At 48.1% G+C, this 18566-nt stretch carries 16 protein-coding genes; 9 read left to right on the top strand and 7 right to left on the bottom strand.

Going from position 1 to position 18566, the window contains the following annotated elements:
* Positions 1-124: 124 nt before the first annotated feature.
* Together A4R26_RS29260 and A4R26_RS29255 are read right to left on the bottom strand one after the other, a co-directional pair.
* Positions 125-1738: an ABC-F family ATP-binding cassette domain-containing protein gene (locus tag A4R26_RS29260; protein ID WP_242675050.1), complete on the bottom strand. Its 1614-nt coding sequence runs from the start codon at positions 1736-1738 to the stop codon at positions 125-127.
* Positions 1739-1861: 123 nt separating this feature from the next.
* Complete coding sequence (locus A4R26_RS29255; RefSeq protein ID WP_081170085.1) at positions 1862-3175, bottom strand: ankyrin repeat domain-containing protein; 1314 nt, start codon at positions 3173-3175, stop codon at positions 1862-1864.
* 226 nt (positions 3176-3401) lie between these two features.
* On the opposite strand from A4R26_RS29255, the gene A4R26_RS29250 reads away from it, so the two are divergent.
* The 9 genes from A4R26_RS29250 to A4R26_RS29210 all read left to right on the top strand — a co-directional run bounded on the left by A4R26_RS29250 (position 3402) and on the right by A4R26_RS29210 (position 12568).
* Positions 3402-3962: a helix-turn-helix domain-containing protein gene (locus A4R26_RS29250; protein WP_081170084.1), complete on the top strand. Its 561-nt coding sequence runs from the start codon at positions 3402-3404 to the stop codon at positions 3960-3962.
* Between the two features lie 295 nt (positions 3963-4257).
* Positions 4258-6552, top strand: coding sequence for a heavy metal translocating P-type ATPase (locus A4R26_RS29245; RefSeq protein ID WP_081170083.1), 2295 nt, complete (start codon positions 4258-4260; stop codon positions 6550-6552).
* Positions 6553-6562: 10 nt separating this feature from the next.
* A complete protein-coding gene (locus tag A4R26_RS29240; RefSeq protein ID WP_081170082.1) occupies positions 6563-6778 on the top strand; it encodes a heavy-metal-associated domain-containing protein in 216 nt (71 codons plus the stop codon).
* A gap of 138 nt (positions 6779-6916) precedes the next feature.
* Complete coding sequence (locus tag A4R26_RS29235) at positions 6917-7828, top strand: STM4015 family protein (RefSeq protein ID WP_081170081.1); 912 nt, start codon at positions 6917-6919, stop codon at positions 7826-7828.
* A gap of 6 nt (positions 7829-7834) precedes the next feature.
* Complete coding sequence (locus A4R26_RS29230) at positions 7835-8944, top strand: STM4014 family protein (protein WP_081170080.1); 1110 nt, start codon at positions 7835-7837, stop codon at positions 8942-8944.
* A complete protein-coding gene (locus tag A4R26_RS29225) occupies positions 8934-9614 on the top strand; it encodes an HAD family hydrolase (RefSeq protein WP_081170079.1) in 681 nt (226 codons plus the stop codon). Before A4R26_RS29230 ends, A4R26_RS29225 begins: the two co-directional genes overlap by 11 nt.
* The gene (locus tag A4R26_RS29220) at positions 9593-10411 is read left to right on the top strand and encodes an STM4013/SEN3800 family hydrolase (protein ID WP_207625848.1); all 819 of its coding nucleotides are present in this window, start codon (positions 9593-9595) and stop codon (positions 10409-10411) included. The genes A4R26_RS29225 and A4R26_RS29220 overlap by 22 nt, the downstream gene beginning before the upstream one ends.
* Entirely contained in the window at positions 10404-11705 is a 1302-nt protein-coding gene (locus A4R26_RS29215; protein WP_081170077.1) for an STM4012 family radical SAM protein, read from the top strand. The genes A4R26_RS29220 and A4R26_RS29215 overlap by 8 nt, the downstream gene beginning before the upstream one ends.
* A complete protein-coding gene (locus tag A4R26_RS29210) occupies positions 11702-12568 on the top strand; it encodes an STM4011 family radical SAM protein (RefSeq protein WP_081170076.1) in 867 nt (288 codons plus the stop codon). The genes A4R26_RS29215 and A4R26_RS29210 overlap by 4 nt, the downstream gene beginning before the upstream one ends.
* A 134-nt stretch (positions 12569-12702) precedes the next feature.
* On the opposite strand, the gene A4R26_RS29205 is transcribed toward A4R26_RS29210, so the two are convergent.
* From A4R26_RS29205 to A4R26_RS29185, 5 genes are all read right to left on the bottom strand, one after another.
* Positions 12703-14205, bottom strand: a complete 1503-nt coding sequence (locus tag A4R26_RS29205; protein WP_081170075.1) for an MFS transporter — start codon at positions 14203-14205, stop codon at positions 12703-12705.
* A 116-nt stretch (positions 14206-14321) separates the two neighbouring features.
* Positions 14322-15431 (bottom strand): glycosyltransferase family 9 protein, encoded by a 1110-nt coding sequence (locus A4R26_RS29200; RefSeq protein WP_242675049.1) that lies wholly within the window; start codon positions 15429-15431, stop codon positions 14322-14324.
* A 101-nt stretch (positions 15432-15532) separates the two neighbouring features.
* Positions 15533-16087: a D-glycero-alpha-D-manno-heptose-1,7-bisphosphate 7-phosphatase gene (locus A4R26_RS29195; protein WP_081170073.1), complete on the bottom strand. Its 555-nt coding sequence runs from the start codon at positions 16085-16087 to the stop codon at positions 15533-15535.
* Positions 16084-17421, bottom strand: a complete 1338-nt coding sequence (locus A4R26_RS29190; RefSeq protein WP_081170072.1) for a glycosyltransferase family 4 protein — start codon at positions 17419-17421, stop codon at positions 16084-16086. The genes A4R26_RS29195 and A4R26_RS29190 overlap by 4 nt, the downstream gene beginning before the upstream one ends.
* On the bottom strand, positions 17418-18368 hold the full coding sequence (locus A4R26_RS29185) for a glycosyltransferase (RefSeq protein ID WP_081170071.1): 951 nt from the start codon (positions 18366-18368) through the stop codon (positions 17418-17420). The genes A4R26_RS29190 and A4R26_RS29185 overlap by 4 nt, the downstream gene beginning before the upstream one ends.
* Positions 18369-18566: the final 198 nt, after the last annotated feature.

The raw sequence follows: 18566 nt of genomic DNA, 5'->3' as shown, positions 1-18566 counted from the left end.
TCACTTTAAGTGTTTTTGTTACAATTGATTAAGTCGATTTTTGAAAAAAAGTGATTTGAATCAAGAAATTTACAAATACGTTTAACCCTGTATTTGCTATAATAATGGCAGGCATTCGCCCTGCTCACACTGCTAACACATTAACTGTTCGAACAACATTTACCCCGGCTAAAAATTGCTCATCATGCGATACAACGATCAACGTGCCCTCGTATTCATCGATGGCCGCCGTCAATATTTCTATGTTCTGAATATCGAGGTTATTGGTTGGTTCATCCAGCACAATGATATCGGGCGCCCGGTTGCCAATGGTAAGGCAGCAAAGTATCAGTCGCATGCGCTCACCGCCGCTGAGGGCGCTGCAGGGTTTCTCCCAATCTCCTTTTGAGAACAGGAAACGGTTCAGCCTGGTCTTTATCTCATGTTCCTGTAAACCGGTTTTATTATATTGAAACGCCTGTTCATAAACACTGTACCTATTATTGATCAATGAATAATCCTGGTCAATATAAACATGGTTATTGTCTGCCCGGTAAACATCTCCCATCGATGGTTCCAGTTCACCCAGAATGATCTTTATAAGGGTTGATTTACCCGATCCATTCAATCCTTTGATTACAATACGTTCACCACTGGTTATTTGAATATCCATGTTACCGGGCCATAAGCGTTTTCCATTATCATATGCATGATTGACGCCGGTTGCTCTGAACAGGACCTTTCCTTTATGCAAAGCAGTATTGTCGAACCCGAACCTCATCCTGTCTGCATCGGGCAGTTCATTGCGCAGGGCCTGCAGTTCTCCCGATATGCCATCGATCTTTTCGGCATGAGCCCCTTTGATCTTTGATGTGCTGTTCTCCGCACTGTTCCGAAGCGTATTCATCATTATGCGGGCAACACCTGCTTTTTCCTGTTTGCGTTTGCCACGTGCATCCAGTTTTTGCTGCCGCTCAAGGGTTTCCCGTTCTTTCACTTTAGCCTTGCGTAACGCTTTTTCCTTACTATGAATATCCTGGTTCAGCGCCTGCCCGGCTATCTGTTTCTGCTCGCAATAAAAATCATAGTTACCGCCATATACGGTAAGGCCGCGTTTACTTAATTCGCAAACGGTGTTTAGCAGGTTCAATAATTTTCTGTCGTGGCTCACTACCACCAGCGTGTTCGTTGTTGTTTCAATATACCGGTAAAGCAGTTCCCGGCCTGCCGCATCGAGGTGGTTACTGGGCTCATCGAGTAAAACCAGTTGTGGCTGGTGAATATGAATGCCGGCGAGAAACACCTTTACTTTCTGTCCGCCGCTCAATGCTGCCATTGGTTGCGAAAGGTCAAACTCCTGCAGCTGCCAGTATCGAAGCGCTTCCTCGCTTCGCTCTTCGATCGTCCAGTCGTCATTAAGCCCGTTCAGGTAGTGTTCGGTTACATTACCGGCCAGGATCTCTTCCAGCGCGGTGAGTTTGCTATCGATGCGCAAAGCCTGTGCAATGGTGAGCGCATTGTATTGCCCGAACAGTTGCGGGATATAATAAGGGATGGTTTCGCAGATAACCTTTCCTTCATGCGGTTCCAGTTCGCCGGCAATGAGCTTCAACAGCGTTGATTTACCCGTGCCATTATTACCGGTTAAAGCTATTTTATCGCGATTATGTACAGTAAGATCTACATTCCCGAACAACAGTTCCCTGTTGGGATGCAGGTATGACAAATGCTGCAGAAAAAGCATAATTTCTTTCTTCAAATAGTTAACAAATAAAAAACAGTCCGCGCTGCGGTCTGCCGTATGTTATCGTCTGAAAGAAATTATCTGTTACATTGAACGAACTTTAATTAGGAGGCGGCAAAGATACAAATTGTTTTTTAATCAGCCGGCAGCCTGTAGCAGTACATCGATTTCATTATAACCTGTTGGTAATGCAATTTGTTTTGCAGAAGCGCCCGCCGCCAGCAATGCCCTCACCGAATCGGGTGAACGCCTTTCTTTCCAATAGGAATCTGTACATGCCTTCACAGCCAGTGCAAGCGGCGTATGCCCGTGTTTATCCGGCACATCAACAGGTGAGCCTCCATCGATCAGCACCTGTACAATAGCGGGGAATCCGCGCCAGGCGGCAACATGAATGGCCAGGCTTCCGGGCGGAATGCCGTAATAGCCATCGCCCATGCGGTAGGGCGCATCTACCGGCACACCTATTTTCAGTAATTGTTGTACACCCACCGTATTACCGCCCACGCTAAAGCGCGAAAGCAGTTCTCCGCCCATGTATAATAATTGCTGAACCAGGGAAGGAGTTTGGGCTACAATGGTTTTTACCGCATGCTCATTGCTCTGTGCACAGGCGGCTATCAATTCATAAATACCTTCGAGGTGAATGTTCACTCCCTTTTGTGCCAGAAGCCGCAACACATCTGCCCGGCCTTCACAGGCGGCCAGTGTAATGGCATTGAAACCGTTCTTAAGCAAAAGGGGGTCGGCCCCATGATCGAGCAGCAGTTCAATGAACGGCAATGCATTGGCGCGCATCAGGGAATGATGCAGCGCGTACCAGCCCCTTTTTCTTTCCCCGTTCGGATCGGCGCCATGGTCGAGCATGTATTTCAATCCGTCGTAATCATGCCAGTCTATTTTTCGTATCAACATCACCGACAGGTTCTCTTTCATGAGCTTACCTGTATTAACAAGCGCTTTCATGGCGTCGTTATCATAGGTTTCGGGCGAATGATAAACGGCCTCTTCATCGTTCGGGTCGGCGCCGCGCGATAGCAACAACCTGGTGAGCGCTGCATCATGCGCCACACCGGCCGCACCATATAGCGCGGTTTCAAATTCAGGATAATCGCCTTTTACCAGGAACCCTGAATTCGGGTCGGCGCCGGCATCGAGCAGGGCAGTGGCTGCCGCTATAAAATCATTGCTTTTTTCTTTATTATGACGCAGGTATTTCGACAGGCAAAGATACACCAGTGCATTACCGCCAAATGGATCCGAAACGGCGGTGGCATTTTCCGGGTCTTCGGCCAGGAACTGGCGTACAGCTTCCGCATCGCCGGTAATACCCGCGGTAAAAATATCACATGCAGCTATTTCAGGATGCGCAGCAAGCATTTGCTCCGCTTCCTCCAGCGAACCATGCCAGGTGGCCGCTTTTATAAATGCGGTGCGTCGTTCTTCATTCATGGCTAATTTCTTTTAATACTAATTTAGAGAAAAAAAGAGAGCCGGAATGTAACAAGTTAGCAACATGAAATTGTATAACCTGAAATCCCGGGTAAAGTATTAACGCGAAAACAGCTATAAGTCGATCCGCTGCACAGAAACCTCTATCAACTTTTTCATTATTTCAACTTCTTGTCAACTCGTTAACTAGTCAACTCGTTAACTTCTTAACCCGTATCTTTGTACCATGCAATTGTATATAAAAAATATGGTGTGCGACCGTTGTATCCTCGTCATAAAGGAACAACTGGAAAAAGCGGGCATTGCATATAACAATATCAGCCTTGGTGAAATTACGCTCGATCATGAACCGGCCCCCGAACAACTCGATAACCTTAACCGGAACCTTACGGCAATCGGTTTTGAACTGCTCGATGACAAAAAGGAAAAACTGATCGAAAAAATAAAGAATATCATCATCTCTCTTATACACAGGAACGAGGACGGTAATAACAAAAAACTGTCGGCCATTCTGGAAGAAAAACTGCAAATGGATTATCATTACCTCTCGAACCTGTTTTCCTCCACAGAAGGCCTTACCATCGAAAAATACACCATCCGGCAGCGTATAGAACGTGTAAAAGAATTGTTAACATATAATGAATTAAGCCTGAGCGAAATTGCCGGCCAGATGGAGTACAGCAGCGTACAGCATCTTTCACAACAGTTTAAAAAAGAGACCGGTTTAACACCCACCCAGTTCCGCGAGCTGAAGGAAAATACCCGCAAGCCGTTGGATAAAGTATGAAATTGAAAAGATGATAGAGTTGATAAAGGTAATAAAGGTTAATACAGTTAACAGATTCACAGGGAAAATAGCGCTGGAAACCCAGGAGTAGCAAAAAAACTGATGTGTTAATAAATTAGTCAGGATGCATAAGTTCATGTCCTTTATCAACTTGTCAACCTGCTAACGTTTCAACTTCCTTTCACGATTCACGATTACCAAAGGGAATCACCTCATTAAAATTATATACAACTATCTCCCTATTGTATAACAATGGATCATCGACATAGACTGACCTTTGTACAAAGGATCGCATATGTCAACTTCAATTGAAAAAAAACGGAATGAAGGTGTGCCACACCTACAACGCCCTGGCCAGGAAGGGTGGCACACCACGTTTGTAAAGAAAACCTTTCCTGTATTGGAAATGACCTGCGCAGCCTGCGCCGTAAGTGTTGAATCGATGTTACAATCGGTGGAAGGCGTGAAGGCCGCCGGCGTAAATTTTGCCAATCAAAGCGCCTGGGTTGAATATAACCCCGATATTGCCACTGTAGAAGAGCTGCAGAAAACCGTTCGCTCCATTGGCTACGACCTCGTTATCGATGAAGCCAACAGCAATGAAATAAAAGAAGCGGCGCAGCACGACCACTACAAATCATTACAACAACGCACCATTTGGGCATCGGTTTTATCGGTGCCGGTGGTTGTCATTGGCATGTTCTTTATGGATCTGCCTTACGGCAATTATATCTCTATGATCCTCACCCTGCCGGTGATCGCCTGGTTTGGCCGTTCTTTCTTCATCAACGCATGGAAGCAGGCACGGCATGGAAAGGCCAATATGGATACGCTGGTAGCGCTCAGTACCGGTATCGCATTTTTGTTCAGCGCATTCAATACCGTTAACCCCGCCTTCTGGCATGCGCGGGGCATTCATCCGCATGTTTATTTCGAAGCGGCTGCAGTGATCATTGCCTTTATTTCATTGGGAAAACTGCTCGAAGAAAAAGCAAAATCAAATACGTCTTCGGCCATCAAAAAATTGATGGGCCTGCAGCCCAAAACCGTCCGCGTTGTTATCGATGGCAATGAACAGGAACTACCGGTTGCGAATGTGCAGCCCGGTCATACCATTCTTGTGCGCCCCGGCGAAAAGATCCCGGTCGATGGTATTGTTTCCTCCGGTTCCTCATTTGTTGATGAAAGCATGATCACCGGCGAACCCGTACCCGTTCAAAAAGAAAAAGACAGCAAGGTTTTTGCCGGCACCATCAACCAGAAAGGCAGCTTTCAGTTTATGGCGCAAAAAGTAGGCAATGATACCATGCTGGCCCATATTATAAAAATGGTACAGGAAGCGCAGGGCAGCAAGGCGCCGGTGCAAAAACTGGTCGATAAAATAGCCGGCATCTTTGTGCCGGTAGTGATAGGTATTTCGATACTCACTTTTATTGTATGGATGGTGGCCGGTGGCGACAATGCTTTCACCAATGCCCTCATGACTTCAGTAACGGTACTGGTTATTGCCTGTCCCTGTGCGTTGGGCCTTGCCACACCAACCGCCATTATGGTGGGTATTGGTAAAGGGGCGGAAAACAATATCCTTATCAAAGACGCAGAAAGCCTCGAGCTGGCCTATAAAGTGGATGCTGTTATCCTTGATAAAACCGGCACCATTACCGAAGGCAAACCCGTTGTGTCGCAAATGATCTGGTTGCCCGCAAAGGCCAACAACCGGGCGTTGAAGCAGGTGTTGTACAGCCTCGAAATTCAGTCGGAACACCCGCTGGCCGAAGCGGTGATCAATGAACTGAAAAAAGAACAGGTAACCGGCGGCGGCGAACTAAAACAATTTGAAAGCCTTACCGCCAGGGGAGTTACCGGTGTGGCTGGCGGCGCCCGCTATTATGTTGGCAACAAACAGCTCATAAACGAGAAGGCGATTAAGATCGATAGCTACCTGGTACAACCTGCAGAGGAGTTACAGCGGCAGGCCAATACCGTGATCTACTTCGCCAATGAGCAGGAAGTGCTGGCCATCATAGCCATTGCCGATAAAATAAAAAACAGTTCGCCCAATGCCATCAGGCAATTGCAAAACATGGGCATAGAAGTGTATATGCTTACCGGCGACAATGAACAAACCGCGGCGGCCATTGCCAAAGAAACCGGCGTTGCACATTACGTGGCAGGTATGTTGCCGGCCGATAAAGCCGGCTTCGTAAAAAAACTGCAACAACAAAATAAAGTGGTAGCGATGGTAGGCGATGGCATCAACGACTCACATGCGCTGGCGCAGGCCGATGTAAGTATCGCCATGGGTAAAGGTTCCGATATTGCCATGGACGTTGCAAAAATGACGCTCATCACATCCGATCTGCAATCGATACCCAAAGCGCTGGTGCTTTCACGTAAAACGGTACGCACTATAAAACAAAATTTGTTCTGGGCCTTTATTTATAACCTCATCGGAATTCCACTGGCAGCAGGCGTTCTTTACGCATTCAATGGTTTCCTGTTAAACCCCATGATCGCCGGCGCCGCCATGGCCCTGAGTTCCGTTTCGGTTGTAACCAACAGTTTACGTTTAAAAACAACTCAATTATAAATTCATCAGTATGGAAACAGTAAAATTTAAAACAACGATCAAATGCAGTGGCTGTGTGGCCACCGTAACCCCGGGCCTCGATGAAGCAGTAGGCGCCAATAACTGGCAGGTTGATCTGCAATCGCCCGAAAAGATCTTAAGTGTAAATACAACAGACAAAGAAAAAGAAAAGGAAGTGATACAAAAGTTACAGGAAGTGGGGTATAAGGCGGTGAAAGTTGATTAGTTGACAAGTTAACTTGTTAACCAGGTGAGCTGCCCTTTCCGGGCGGCTCACCTTCTTTACCAAAAATTAATTTAGTCACTTTGTAACGGGCTATGGTTCAATGGGTAAAACCCTTACTTTTACAAAAAACAAATTCCTATGGTTTCAGAACATCTACAAACGTTCCTAAATAAGCCCGTACAAAATTACTCCCCGCCAACCACTATCGATCCCGACAATTACGTTTACCGGCTGCGCGTTGATTACGACGATGAAAGCGTTACCATTACCGACCTGCTGGAAGCGCTGGTACGCGATCCCCGGGCGGGCAAAGTAAAGGAACTGATCATAGGCCAGTTCAATACAGATGTTTCTGAAAGCAGTTTTGAAGTAGTTGATAAACTGGTTGCCCTGAAAGACAGTTTCCCTGCGCTAAAGGCATTGTTTATCGGCGATATTACATATGAAGAGTGCGAGATCTCCTGGATCAACCAAACAGATATAACGCCTATCTTACAGGCATTCCCGCAACTGGAGCACCTGCAGATCAGGGGCGGCGAAGGTTTGGAATTCAGCGAACTGGCCCACGATAATTTACAAACCCTCATTATTGAAACCGGCGGTATGGCGCCCAGTGTGGTTGAACAGGTAAATACCGCCCGCCTGCCCAATTTGCAAAAACTCGAATTGTGGCTGGGGTCCGACGATTATGGTTTCGATTCAACCATAGAGGAGTTTACACCCATTTTATCAGGTACGCTTTTCCCCAAACTTACCTGGCTGGGTCTTATGAACAGCATCATCCAGGACGATATTGCCATTGCTGTTGCACAGGCGCCCGTTTTGAATCAATTGAAAGAGCTCGATCTGTCGAAGGGTATTCTAACCGACAAAGGCGGCCAAGCCCTGTTGAATAGCGAAGGCATCCGCAAACTGCAACACCTCAACCTGCGGCACCATTTTCTTTCCGGGGCCATGATGGAACAATTGAAAGACCTCGGCATTTCCATCAATCTCGATGACAGGGAAGAAGAGGACGGCGATTACCGCTATGTAGAAGTAGCTGAATAAATTTTCATGCAGTTTACCATCATCGGCAATCGGGAGAACCGGCGCGTGACCGCTTTTTGCGAAACCGTGCAGCAACTGGGGTATGCAATGCCCCGGGTTATTTCCTATACCGGTTGGTTAAGTGGCAGTGAACGCCCCGTGATCCCTGCAGCAAACATCGTAAAGATCGATTCACCCGGCGAGAACGATGCCGTACGGCAAATGCTGGTAGAAAGGGGAGGCGGCCCTTCATCGCCACCCGGCGAACATGGCATCATAAAAAATATGCGGCACTGGTACGCCGGCTATAGTAAATGGTTACAGGAAATGCAAACGGTCATCGATGAACAGGGCCTGTTGCATGTAATGAACCACCCGGCCGATATCCGCTTACAATTCGATAAACCGGCCTGTCAATCCCGGTTGCAGGAACACCAGGTACCCGTACCGCACCGGCTATCCGGTTTCAGCCATTATGATGAGCTCATTGCATCGATGAACAGCCACGGCCTGCATAAAGTATTTATAAAACCCGCACATGCCTCCTCAGCCTCGGGTGTAATTGCCTTTCGCCGGGCAGGCCACCGGGTGCAGGCGGTTACCCCGGTGGAAATGGGATCAACGCCCAACGGCCGGCAACTGTACAATTCACTGAAGCTTCGCACGTATACCAGCGAAACGGAAATTGCACAACTGGTAAACCACCTCGTGCCCGAACAGGTATTTGCCGAAGAATGGCTGCCCAAGGCCACTCTGCATGGCCGGTTCTTCGATCTGCGGGTACTGGTAATTGATGGCAAAGCCCGCCATACTGTTATCAGAACAAGCGATAACGTTATTACCAATTTACACCTGGGCAACAAACGGGGCGATATGCATGAATTTATCGCTGTTATCGGCGCCGGAAAACTATACGAAATAAAACAACTGGCCGAACAGGCAGCCGCCTGTTTTCCAAAATCATTATACATGGGCATCGATCTTTTGCTAACCGCCGGTTTGCGCAAAACAGTAGTGCTTGAAATAAATGCATTTGGCGATCTGCTGCCAAACCTGGCCGATGAAGGCGAAACCTGTTACGAAGCACAGATCAATGCCATGGTAAAAAAACAAAAGCGTATGCATTATGCTGATTGAATCGATCGACACCCTCATTTTTGATCTTGACAATACCCTTATTGACAGGAACGCCGCCATGCGGCTGACAATTCAAACCTGGTTAACCGAACAGGGGTGTAAAGGAAAACGCCTGCAAACTGCGCTGGAAGATTGTATGCAGCACGACAACTGGGGTTATGCCGACCGGCTGGAGTTTTCGGCCTGGATGCTGGGCAAATACGGCAAAAGCAAAGACACCACGGCCAAACAGGTACAACAGCTGCTGCACATCAATAACAGCCGGAACGTTCAACCCGACCCCCAGGTGCAAACGCTGTTGCAGGCACTCCGCAACCGTTTCCTGCTGGTGCTGGCCACCAATGGCGGCAGCCGCACCCAGCGGGCAAAACTGCAACATACGCAACTGGAACAGTTCTTTCAACCCGAGGCCATTTTCGTTTCGGGTGAAATGGAATATGAAAAACCCGATCCCCGGTACTTTCACAGGATCGTAAACGAACTGCGCCTGGATGTTGCAAGTACGGTGGTTGTTGGCGATAACCTGCTCAACGATATAAAGGCGGCCGGTGAATGCGGTTTGTATACCTGCTGGGTATCGCACGGGCGGGTAAAGAACACCGGCACCGAACCAACCATCACCATTGGGAACATTACAGAAATAAGTGCATGGAGCAAACAATTGATATGAATGAAGTGGTGAAGCATATGCATGTGCTTTTCATTACGCTCGACAGTTTGCGCTACGATGTAGCCGTAAAACTGTTCAACGAAAAAGCGACGCCACATTTTCAACGGTACTGTAAGGCGGGCTGGCAGCGCTGCCATTCACCCGGCAATTTTACCTATGCGGCGCATCATGCATTCTTTGCCGGTTTTTTACCAACGCCTGCCGCGAATGCCAAAGCGCCCCGTTTGTTCGCCGCCCGTTTTGCCGGCAGCGAAACAACCGGTTCGCAAACGCAGGTGTTTGAAACACCCGATATCGTCAGCGGTTTTGCCGCTATGGGTTTCAGAACTATCTGTATAGGCGGTGTGGGCTTTTTTAACAAACAAACGGCGCTGGGCCGGGTGTTGCCATCCCTTTTCCGGGAGAGCTACTGGCGGCCTTCCTATGGCGTTACAGACCCAAATTCTACCCGCAACCAGTTTGAAAAGGCCGCAGCGCTGGTAACTACAGCGCAAAAAGAACAATTGTTTATGTTCATCAATGTATCGGCCATTCACCAGCCGAATTATTTTTATCAGCCGGGCGCACAAACCGACACCCTGCAATCGCATGGCGCGGCCCTGCAGTATGTAGACAGCCAGTTGCCCCTGCTGCTTGAAGCGTTCCGTAAAAAAGACCGCGATACCTTCTGCATTATCTGTTCCGATCATGGAACGGCTTATGGCGAAGATAACTATTACGGCCACCGCGTTGGCCACGCCACGGTATGGGAAGTGCCGATGGCCACCTTTGTATTAAATAAAACAGGCAATGGTTAAAACCATTTTTAATAATATCTACGAAGGGTATGCTTATTCGTACCCGCACAAACACAGCTATCGCCGGTTGAACAACCTGCAACTGCCCCTGCTGTGGAAAGAAGAAAGAAAAGACGCGCTTTTCCTGTATGTGCATTTGCCTTTTTGCGAAATGCGTTGCGGCTTCTGTAACCTGTTCACCATTGCCAATCCGCAAAGCGATATGGTCGATGCCTATCTGCAAACGCTGGAACGGGAAACAATGGCGATAAAAGCGCATATTGCGCCGCAGGCGTTCGGCCAGATGGCCGTTGGCGGCGGCACCCCGGCTTTTCTACAACCGCATCAGCTGGAAAAACTCTTTACCATCATTCGCAAACTGGGCGCCCGGCCCGAAGACATGCCTTCTTCTTTTGAAGTATCACCGGCCACTGTCACCCGCGAAAAACTGCGGCTGCTGAACGAACAGGGTATCGACCGCATCAGCATGGGCGTACAGAGTTTCGTGGAAACCGAAGTAAAAGCGCTGGGCCGGCCGCAAAAGAACAACGAAGTATATGCCGCGCTCGACCTGTTGAAACAATATCCCTTTCAAACGGTCAATATCGATCTTATTTATGGCGCTTACGCACAAACCCTGAACTCCTGGCTGCATTCGGTACAGGAAGTAATCAGGTATGACGTGGAAGAAGTGTTTATGTACCCGCTGTATGTACGGCCGCTTACGGGCATAACAAAACTCGAACAACAGCAGGAAGACAACCGCTTTATTTTTTATCGCGAAGCAAAACAGTTGTTGCTGTCATCGGGTTACCGGCAGGTTTCCATGCGCATGTTCCGGAAAGAAGGGCTTATTCATAAACAAACCGCACGCAGTTACAGTTGCCAGGAAGATGGCATGATCGGGCTGGGAGCGGGGGCAAGGTCATATACCCGCTCGGTGCATTATTCTTCCGAATATGCCGTTGCCAGGCATAACATCCGTTCCATCATTGAAAAATATATTGCCAAACCGCATTTCAACGAAGTGGATTATGGCATCGAACTGAATAAAGAAGAACAGCAACGGCGTTTTGTGATTAAATCGGTGCTGCATGGCACCGGTCTCAACCTCAACAGGTACAGCACCCTGTATGGCAATGATGCCATGCAGCAATATCCCTTGTTACAGGAACTGGTAACCGCCGGCATGGCCCTGGTGCAAAACGGCATCCTGCGCCTGACGGAACATGGGATCGATCATTCCGACGCCATTGGTCCGGCCCTGTATTCTACCCCCATAAAACAACTGATCACCGAATTTGAATTACAATGACACTATCGATCCTATACCGGGGTGTGCTTTCCAGTTGTAATTACGACTGTACCTATTGCCCGTTCGCAAAACGGAAAGATACCCGGGCAACCATGGCTACCGATAAACAACAGGTAGAACGCTTCGTAGCGTTTATACAACAGCATCAAAGTGTGCCACACATTAACGGTGTGGAACACTTTAAGATCTTCTTCACCCCCTGGGGCGAAGGGCTTATCCGCAAACATTACCAGCAGGCCATGGTTGAGCTCAGCAATATGCCCAATGTTCAAAAAGTGGCCATTCAAACCAATCTTTCCTGTACACTCACCTGGTTGCAAAAAGCCAACAAAGATAAAATTGCCCTGTGGGCCACCTGGCATCCCGGACAGGTTGACCGCGAAACCTTCCTGAACAAATGCCGCCAGCTCGATGCGCTGGGCGTTATGTACAGCGTGGGCATCGTTGGTTTCAAAGAAACGATTGAAGAAATAGAGACGATGCGCACACTGCTGCCAAAAGAAAGATACCTGTGGGTGAATGCGTTGAAAAAGCAGGCCGATTACTATAACGAAACCGAGCGTAAACGTTTGATAGCCGTTGACCCATACGTACCCTACAACATGGTGTACCACGAAAGCAGGGGGAAAGCCTGCCGTACGGGTCATACCGTTATAAGCGTAGACGGCGATGGCAATATTTTCCGGTGTCACTTTATTAAGGAGAAACTGGGTAACCTGTACGAAGATGCGCTCGATGGCATTTTACAACCCCGCACCTGCACCAACGATACCTGCGGCTGCCATATAGGCTATGTGCATATGAATGAATTGAACCTGTACAACGTGTTTAAAGGCCGGGAACTGGAACGGGTGGAGGAATAGATGAAAGTTATTCAGTTGTTCAGTTGTTCAGTTATTCAGTTTATAAGTTCGTGAGTTCGCAATTAATCGCAGGTTTTAAAGCTAACTATGCACTATGAACTATGAACTGTGAACTGTGAACTATGAACTGTGAACTATGAACTATTAACCGGTTGATCATTCTCCACCTCAGCCACTTTTTCAGTTCGCCTTCTCAGCAAATTCCTGAACGCATCATGCAGATCGATCAGCTGGCCTATAAGAAAGTATTCTTTCAGATTGCTTTTAATACTGGTACGCATCATGCGCCGCACTACATTCTTTGCCACTTCACCGGTTTCCTTTACTGTAATCAGTAACTCGGCGGCAATAAAGGCGAGGCCGGCCGCTATCAGGAACAGGAATTTGAACTCATGCAGGTCGAGCAAATGGATCACCTTTTGCCAGTCCGGGCTCTTCCATTGCGCATCGATCGACAAAGAGCGCGAACTGAAATAATCGGCCATATAACCGCCGATCAACGGCGCTATAAAAGAGAACAGGGCGGTAATGATATTTTTGGTAGAGAGGTACACAACCGATTCGTCGGCCGGCGACAACTTCAAACTGATATTGGTTAATGAAAGATTGATGCCTGCATTGGAAACACCCATGCCCGCATGAATTACGAACAACAAAAGAATGTTAAGATATTCGCGGGTATAGATGCCAACATAACACCAGCCGATGAGGCATAACATATACAATGGGGCACAAATGCCTATAACCGTTTTGTTGCTGTAGTTGTCGGCAAAGCGGCCCCACATGCGTACGGTCAAAATACTGCAGATCTGGCTGGCAATGCCAAGCCCGATGATCCACGAGATCGACAATCCCATCTTTTTCATCATAAACACCACAAAGAAAGGCGTGGCGATATTCAGGGCAAATACCCAGGCCGAGTTGAACACCAGCAGCTTTCTGAAATTGCGGTCGCGCAGCGGCCTTTGCAGAACGGTCAGTATATTACCCGTTGTAACCCTGCCCATCGGTTCTGCGGTGTTCGACAGGAACAGGGCGCTCATAATACCGGCTATACCGCCAACGATAAACAAACAGGCATACACATTCACCTCCGCCGTAATGCGGTGGTTCTTTGTATAATCAACCACAAAAGCGGCCAGCAGTCCCAATACGATATTGAACAACTGCGTATAACTGGTACGTTTACTGAAATAGGCGCCCAAAGCTTTTTCGGGTATCAGGTCTTTCATCCACGCATTCCAGCAGGGGCCGGCCACTGAGCCAAAAAAATAATGAAAGAAAAGAATGAACACGATGGTCTCTACCGGTATGCTTTTTAAAAAAAGGATTAGCACCCCAATGATCAGCAATGGCGTTCGCGCCAAAAATGAACTGATGACCACAATGGCCCGCCGGTTGTTGAAACGGCGCACCAGCCACACAGACAGCAGCTGGAATATATTGGTGAACGTAGGTAAACCGGCCAGCAGCCCGATCTGGAAGTTATTCGCATCCAGCAATACGAGCATGGCTACCAGGAAGGTGCCACTGGTAAGTGCGATCATAGCTTCTGAAGCCAGCCCATCGGCGATCACGAGCTTCATAGCCCGGTTCACCTGTTTTTCGGTAAGTATTGGTTCAGGCCTCCATGACATGATGATTCATTTTCGAACTGATTAAATTACAGAGTACTTTGATTTACACTCGACGTTATTTAAGTTTCTGAAGCTGGATGTAAGTTGACTAGTTAACTAGTTAACTTGTTAACCCGTCAACTCAGTATCAGGGTATCGGGTGGAATAGGTTCATGATATGAACTTTCACGCAACAGGTTTTCCAGCGCCTGCGCAATTTCGGCAGGCCGGGGAAGAACCGGTTGTTGCACCATCCGGTGATTGCGCACATAGGCGATCACTTCGTTCTTACTCTGCAGGCCTTCATCTACATTGAACGGGAAGATTTTGCCGTTCACTTTCCACGGCGTATGCTGTGGGTTGGTAAGGGCATATAAAACGATCACCGGCGTTTTTCGGGCGGCGGCAATATGAATGGTGACGGTATTTACCGATACAATGCCCGCCGCCCCGTCTGTCAATGCAATAAACTCGCCAGTGGTCAGCCGCCCCGCCATATCGAGCGCATTATCCCCGATACCGGTGGCAATGGGGCCGGTCAATTCGCCCTCCCTGGCTGTACCGGTGAGCAATATGGGCAACCCGGTACCGGCCACCAGTTTCCCCAATTCAACCCAGCCATCCATGGAATATTTTCTTTTTTCCTCGCTTACCCCGGGATGAAAAATGACATATTCTTTTGAAGTGTCTATGCCGGCCTGTTGCAGTTTATAGGCAGTGCTGTGCCGGTCGCCATCTTTTACCGTAACCAGCAGGCTGTCGTCGTTTGTGGTGGCGCCCGTAACGGCCACCAGGTTCAGGTCGCGCTGCACCTGGTGGCGTATAAAACTGTAAGGCTCTTTTTCGGGCAGCCAGTGTGTAAGCAGGTCGTACGGGTTCTCGCGGCAATACGCCAGCCGTTTAGGTATGCCGGCCATCATGGTGAGCATGGCGGCCGGCAAAGCGCTTTGACTGTATACGGTAAAAATAATGGCGGCGTCAAATGCATAACCGCGCAGCCTGTTCGCCAGTTCAATTAACCCGGCCCCCTCCCGGGCGCCATTGGATTTTACCCAGGGAAGGTCGCTGACGATCACATCATCTATCACGGGAATAAAACCGGCAATATGTTGCGCCATCGTTGAGGTAAGCACGGTAAGATGGCAATGAAAGGTTTCTTTCAATGCCTTCAGTGCCGGCGTGGTCATAATGAGGTCGCCCATATTATCGGCCCGTATACACAATATCTTTTTACACGTGTTCCACACAGGTAGTTGCTTTTGAATATTGAAACCAATTGACAACTGACAAATCTGCCTAACTGGTATTAGCCTGCCTTAAGCGCAAACTCTTGCCTATTGTCTATTGTCTATTGCCTATTGATGATCCCGGCAGCATCTTTCCAGTTCTTACAGATGTACGATGGCTGCCGGCAGGGGGTCAGTTCCCATTCCGTTTCATTTCCATTATTCAGTAAAATGGTTTTACAACCCGCCCGGTTGCCTGCTTCGGTATCATGCAGGATATCGCCTATCATCCACGATCGTTCAAGGTCTATATCAAGTTCCATGGCCGCTTTTAACAACAGGCCCGGTAAAGGCTTGCGGCAATAACAGGTTTTTATATATGGCGCCTGAATTCCCCGGGCATCGTGCGGACAATAATAATACGCATTCAGTTGTACGCCGTGCCCGGTCAACGCATGTTCGAGGTATTTGAAAACCTGTATCACCGCTTCTTCTGTAAAATAACCCAATGCAATACCGGGTTGATTGCTTATAAGCACCAACTGGTAACCGCTCTCCTGCAATAACTGCAGGGAAGCGATTGCGTTCTCTTCAAACTGTATCAGTTGTGTATTGACGTTCCAGGGAAGGTTTTTTATAAGAGTGCCGTCTTTATCAATAAAAACCGCCTTCTTCATACAACGGAACTTTTAAACCCGGGCAGCAGATTGATAACATTCAGCAGGGCTGCATGATCTGTTATCAGTTGTTTAACCGGTTGCTTTGCCGGTTTTTTTACGCCGGCCAACACCTTATTGTATACCTGGCTTACAGATGTGGCCACTTTACTCCATGTAAAATTACTGCGAACATGTTTGATGGCGTTTTTGCTCATGCTCTGTTGCAATGCCGTATCGTTCAACAACTCTATGATCCTGTTGGCCAGCAGATCAGGCTCATGCGGCGGTACCAGGAAACCGGTGCGCCGGTCAACGACACTGTATTTTATACCACCTACGTTGCTGCCTATCACCGGCGTACCGCAGGCCATGGCTTCCAGCGGCGTAATTCCAAACGGTTCGTACCAGGGCGTAGAAATAAACACATCGGCAGCCGCGTAATAATATTTCAATAACGACCGGGCTTTACGGCCGGTGAAGATAACGCGGTCGCTTATATTACAATCCCTCGATATCTGCTGCAGGCGGCCAATCTCGGGTGTTAGCGCGGGATCGGGCGAATCGGATTCACCACCCACCACCAGCAGTTTCAACCGGTCGATGGAGCTGTTGGCATACTCCATAGCCCTTATTACATTGTCGACACCTTTGCGCGGCACCATCCGGCCCAGCTGCAATATCACTTTATCGCGTTGTGAAATGCGCAGAAAATCACGTGCTGCCTCTTTTTCAATCGGATGAAACTCTTTTGGGTTGAAGCCGCAGGGCACAATAGCAATGCGATCGGCATCGGCATCGTAATGTTCCATGAGGTCATCCCTATCCTGCGGACATTCGGCTATCAGCAGGTTAGCATCTTCCACAATATGTTTTTCGATGGCCGTTCTTTCAGGCGGAAACCCGTCCTGCGATTGCTGATGCAGTTTACGCACCAGTCCCAATGCATGAAAGGTTACCACATACGGAATGCCTGCTGCCTGTTTTATGTTCGATGCCACAAGGGCCGACATGAAGAAATGTGCATGAACGAGCTCATACCACAATTCATTCCGGCTCATAAAATATAACATATGAAAAGTGAATTCCTGCATATACTGCAACAGCTGTTCCTTGGGTATGTATTCAGGCGGGCCTGCGGTAATATATACCACCCTGATGCCGGGTTTCCATTCAACCACCTCCGGCGCCGTTGAACTATCCCTTCTTGTATATATATCTATATGATATCCCTTTCGCGCCAGTTGCATGGCCAGTTCAGCAACATATACGTTTTGTCCGCCATTATCGATACCGCCCAATATAGCCAGCGGCGAGGCGTGCTCACTAATAAAAGCGATCCTTTTCTTTATCATACACTCACATTTTTTTTGTTAATAGCAAATTGAAAAACCTCTTCCCATTCCCTGTTGAACCGTTCCATATTAAATTGTTCGAGCGCAACCGCACGGGCGCATTGCCCCATCGATGTGGCATATGGCAGATCATTTAATAATTTCTTCATTCCCTCTACTAAAATATCAACGTTGGTGTTGATAAATGCACATTCGCCATTGACCAGAAGATTGGCATATTCAGTGGTGGCCAGCGAAACAACAGGCATACCGGCCATCATGGCCTCACATACCGATAACCCGAAGCTGGTATGCCGGATCGGATTGAATAAAAAACGATAGCGTGAAGTGAATGCGTTCAGGCGGGGAAACAACACTTCGCCCAAACCGCCATAATGTTCTGTGCCCATACCGGCCAGGTCGATGGGCAGTTCGGCGCGTACCCGTTCGAAAATATCCCAACCCGTAATACGGCCCCGTTCCTTAATATGATTGATAACAACGATGCCCTTGTTTATTTCCCCCGTATATAAATGCTCAGGTTCGGGAATACCATGTTGTATCACTTTAACCATGGGAACATTGTTGTTCCACATCAGCTTATTGTAGTGAGTAACATGTACCAGCACCACCGCAGCATCGTAGAGCGGGTGCGATGAATCGACCGGATGCGGCCCCGGTGCGTTATGTTCGAGGTAAACAGCAGGCAACAATCGTTGTTCCGCTGACAATACCTCATATTGATCGATGCGAAAATTCTTTTCCGACTGGAACAGAATGCAGTCGAAATTCAGCTCCCTCACTTCTTCGGCCGGCACCTCTATAACATTATCCCCAAACGGAAAAGTTTTCCCGCGGCCATAATACCCTTCATTCTTTTTTTCATTGACCGGAATATAAATGTCAAGATCACATTGAGAGAGATAGTACAAATAGCTTCCATGAATATGCCAGGTAAAAATCTTCATATTGATTGTTGATTAATAGCCAAACGCTAATTTTTGCTTAACGCGCAACGCTGAACGCCTGCGTCCGAATCCCGGGTCTCTCAACTAAATCAGAAACACCCAAGTTGAACTTCTGTACTTAGCTGTAATGGCTGATCTCTCGCTGCCTCGTTGCCTTTCTGCCTGCGTTCCGCATTTAGCGTTAAGCATAAAGAATGC

Source organism: Niastella populi, assembly GCF_002078015.1.
GTDB classification, from domain to species: Bacteria; Bacteroidota; Bacteroidia; order Chitinophagales; family Chitinophagaceae; genus Niastella; species Niastella populi.
This window is presented reverse-complemented; position numbering and strand designations above follow the sequence as displayed.

Bases quoted from the DNA above. Each gene is read 5' to 3' on its own strand.
- A4R26_RS29255 (WP_081170085.1), bottom strand. From the start codon at position 3,175: ATGAATGAAGAACGACGCACCGCATTTATAAAAGCGGCCACCTGGCAT.
- A4R26_RS29250 (WP_081170084.1), top strand. From the start codon at position 3,402: ATGCAATTGTATATAAAAAATATGGTGTGCGACCGTTGTATCCTCGTC.
- A4R26_RS29245 (WP_081170083.1), top strand. From the start codon at position 4,258: ATGTCAACTTCAATTGAAAAAAAACGGAATGAAGGTGTGCCACACCTA.
- A4R26_RS29240 (WP_081170082.1), top strand. From the start codon at position 6,563: ATGGAAACAGTAAAATTTAAAACAACGATCAAATGCAGTGGCTGTGTG.
- A4R26_RS29235 (WP_081170081.1), top strand. From the start codon at position 6,917: ATGGTTTCAGAACATCTACAAACGTTCCTAAATAAGCCCGTACAAAAT.
- A4R26_RS29230 (WP_081170080.1), top strand. From the start codon at position 7,835: ATGCAGTTTACCATCATCGGCAATCGGGAGAACCGGCGCGTGACCGCT.
- A4R26_RS29225 (WP_081170079.1), top strand. From the start codon at position 8,934: ATGCTGATTGAATCGATCGACACCCTCATTTTTGATCTTGACAATACC.
- A4R26_RS29220 (WP_207625848.1), top strand. From the start codon at position 9,593: ATGGAGCAAACAATTGATATGAATGAAGTGGTGAAGCATATGCATGTG.
- A4R26_RS29215 (WP_081170077.1), top strand. From the start codon at position 10,404: ATGGTTAAAACCATTTTTAATAATATCTACGAAGGGTATGCTTATTCG.
- A4R26_RS29210 (WP_081170076.1), top strand. From the start codon at position 11,702: ATGACACTATCGATCCTATACCGGGGTGTGCTTTCCAGTTGTAATTAC.
- A4R26_RS29205 (WP_081170075.1), bottom strand. From the start codon at position 14,205: ATGTCATGGAGGCCTGAACCAATACTTACCGAAAAACAGGTGAACCGG.
- A4R26_RS29195 (WP_081170073.1), bottom strand. From the start codon at position 16,087: ATGAAGAAGGCGGTTTTTATTGATAAAGACGGCACTCTTATAAAAAAC.
- A4R26_RS29190 (WP_081170072.1), bottom strand. From the start codon at position 17,421: ATGATAAAGAAAAGGATCGCTTTTATTAGTGAGCACGCCTCGCCGCTG.
- A4R26_RS29185 (WP_081170071.1), bottom strand. From the start codon at position 18,368: ATGAAGATTTTTACCTGGCATATTCATGGAAGCTATTTGTACTATCTC.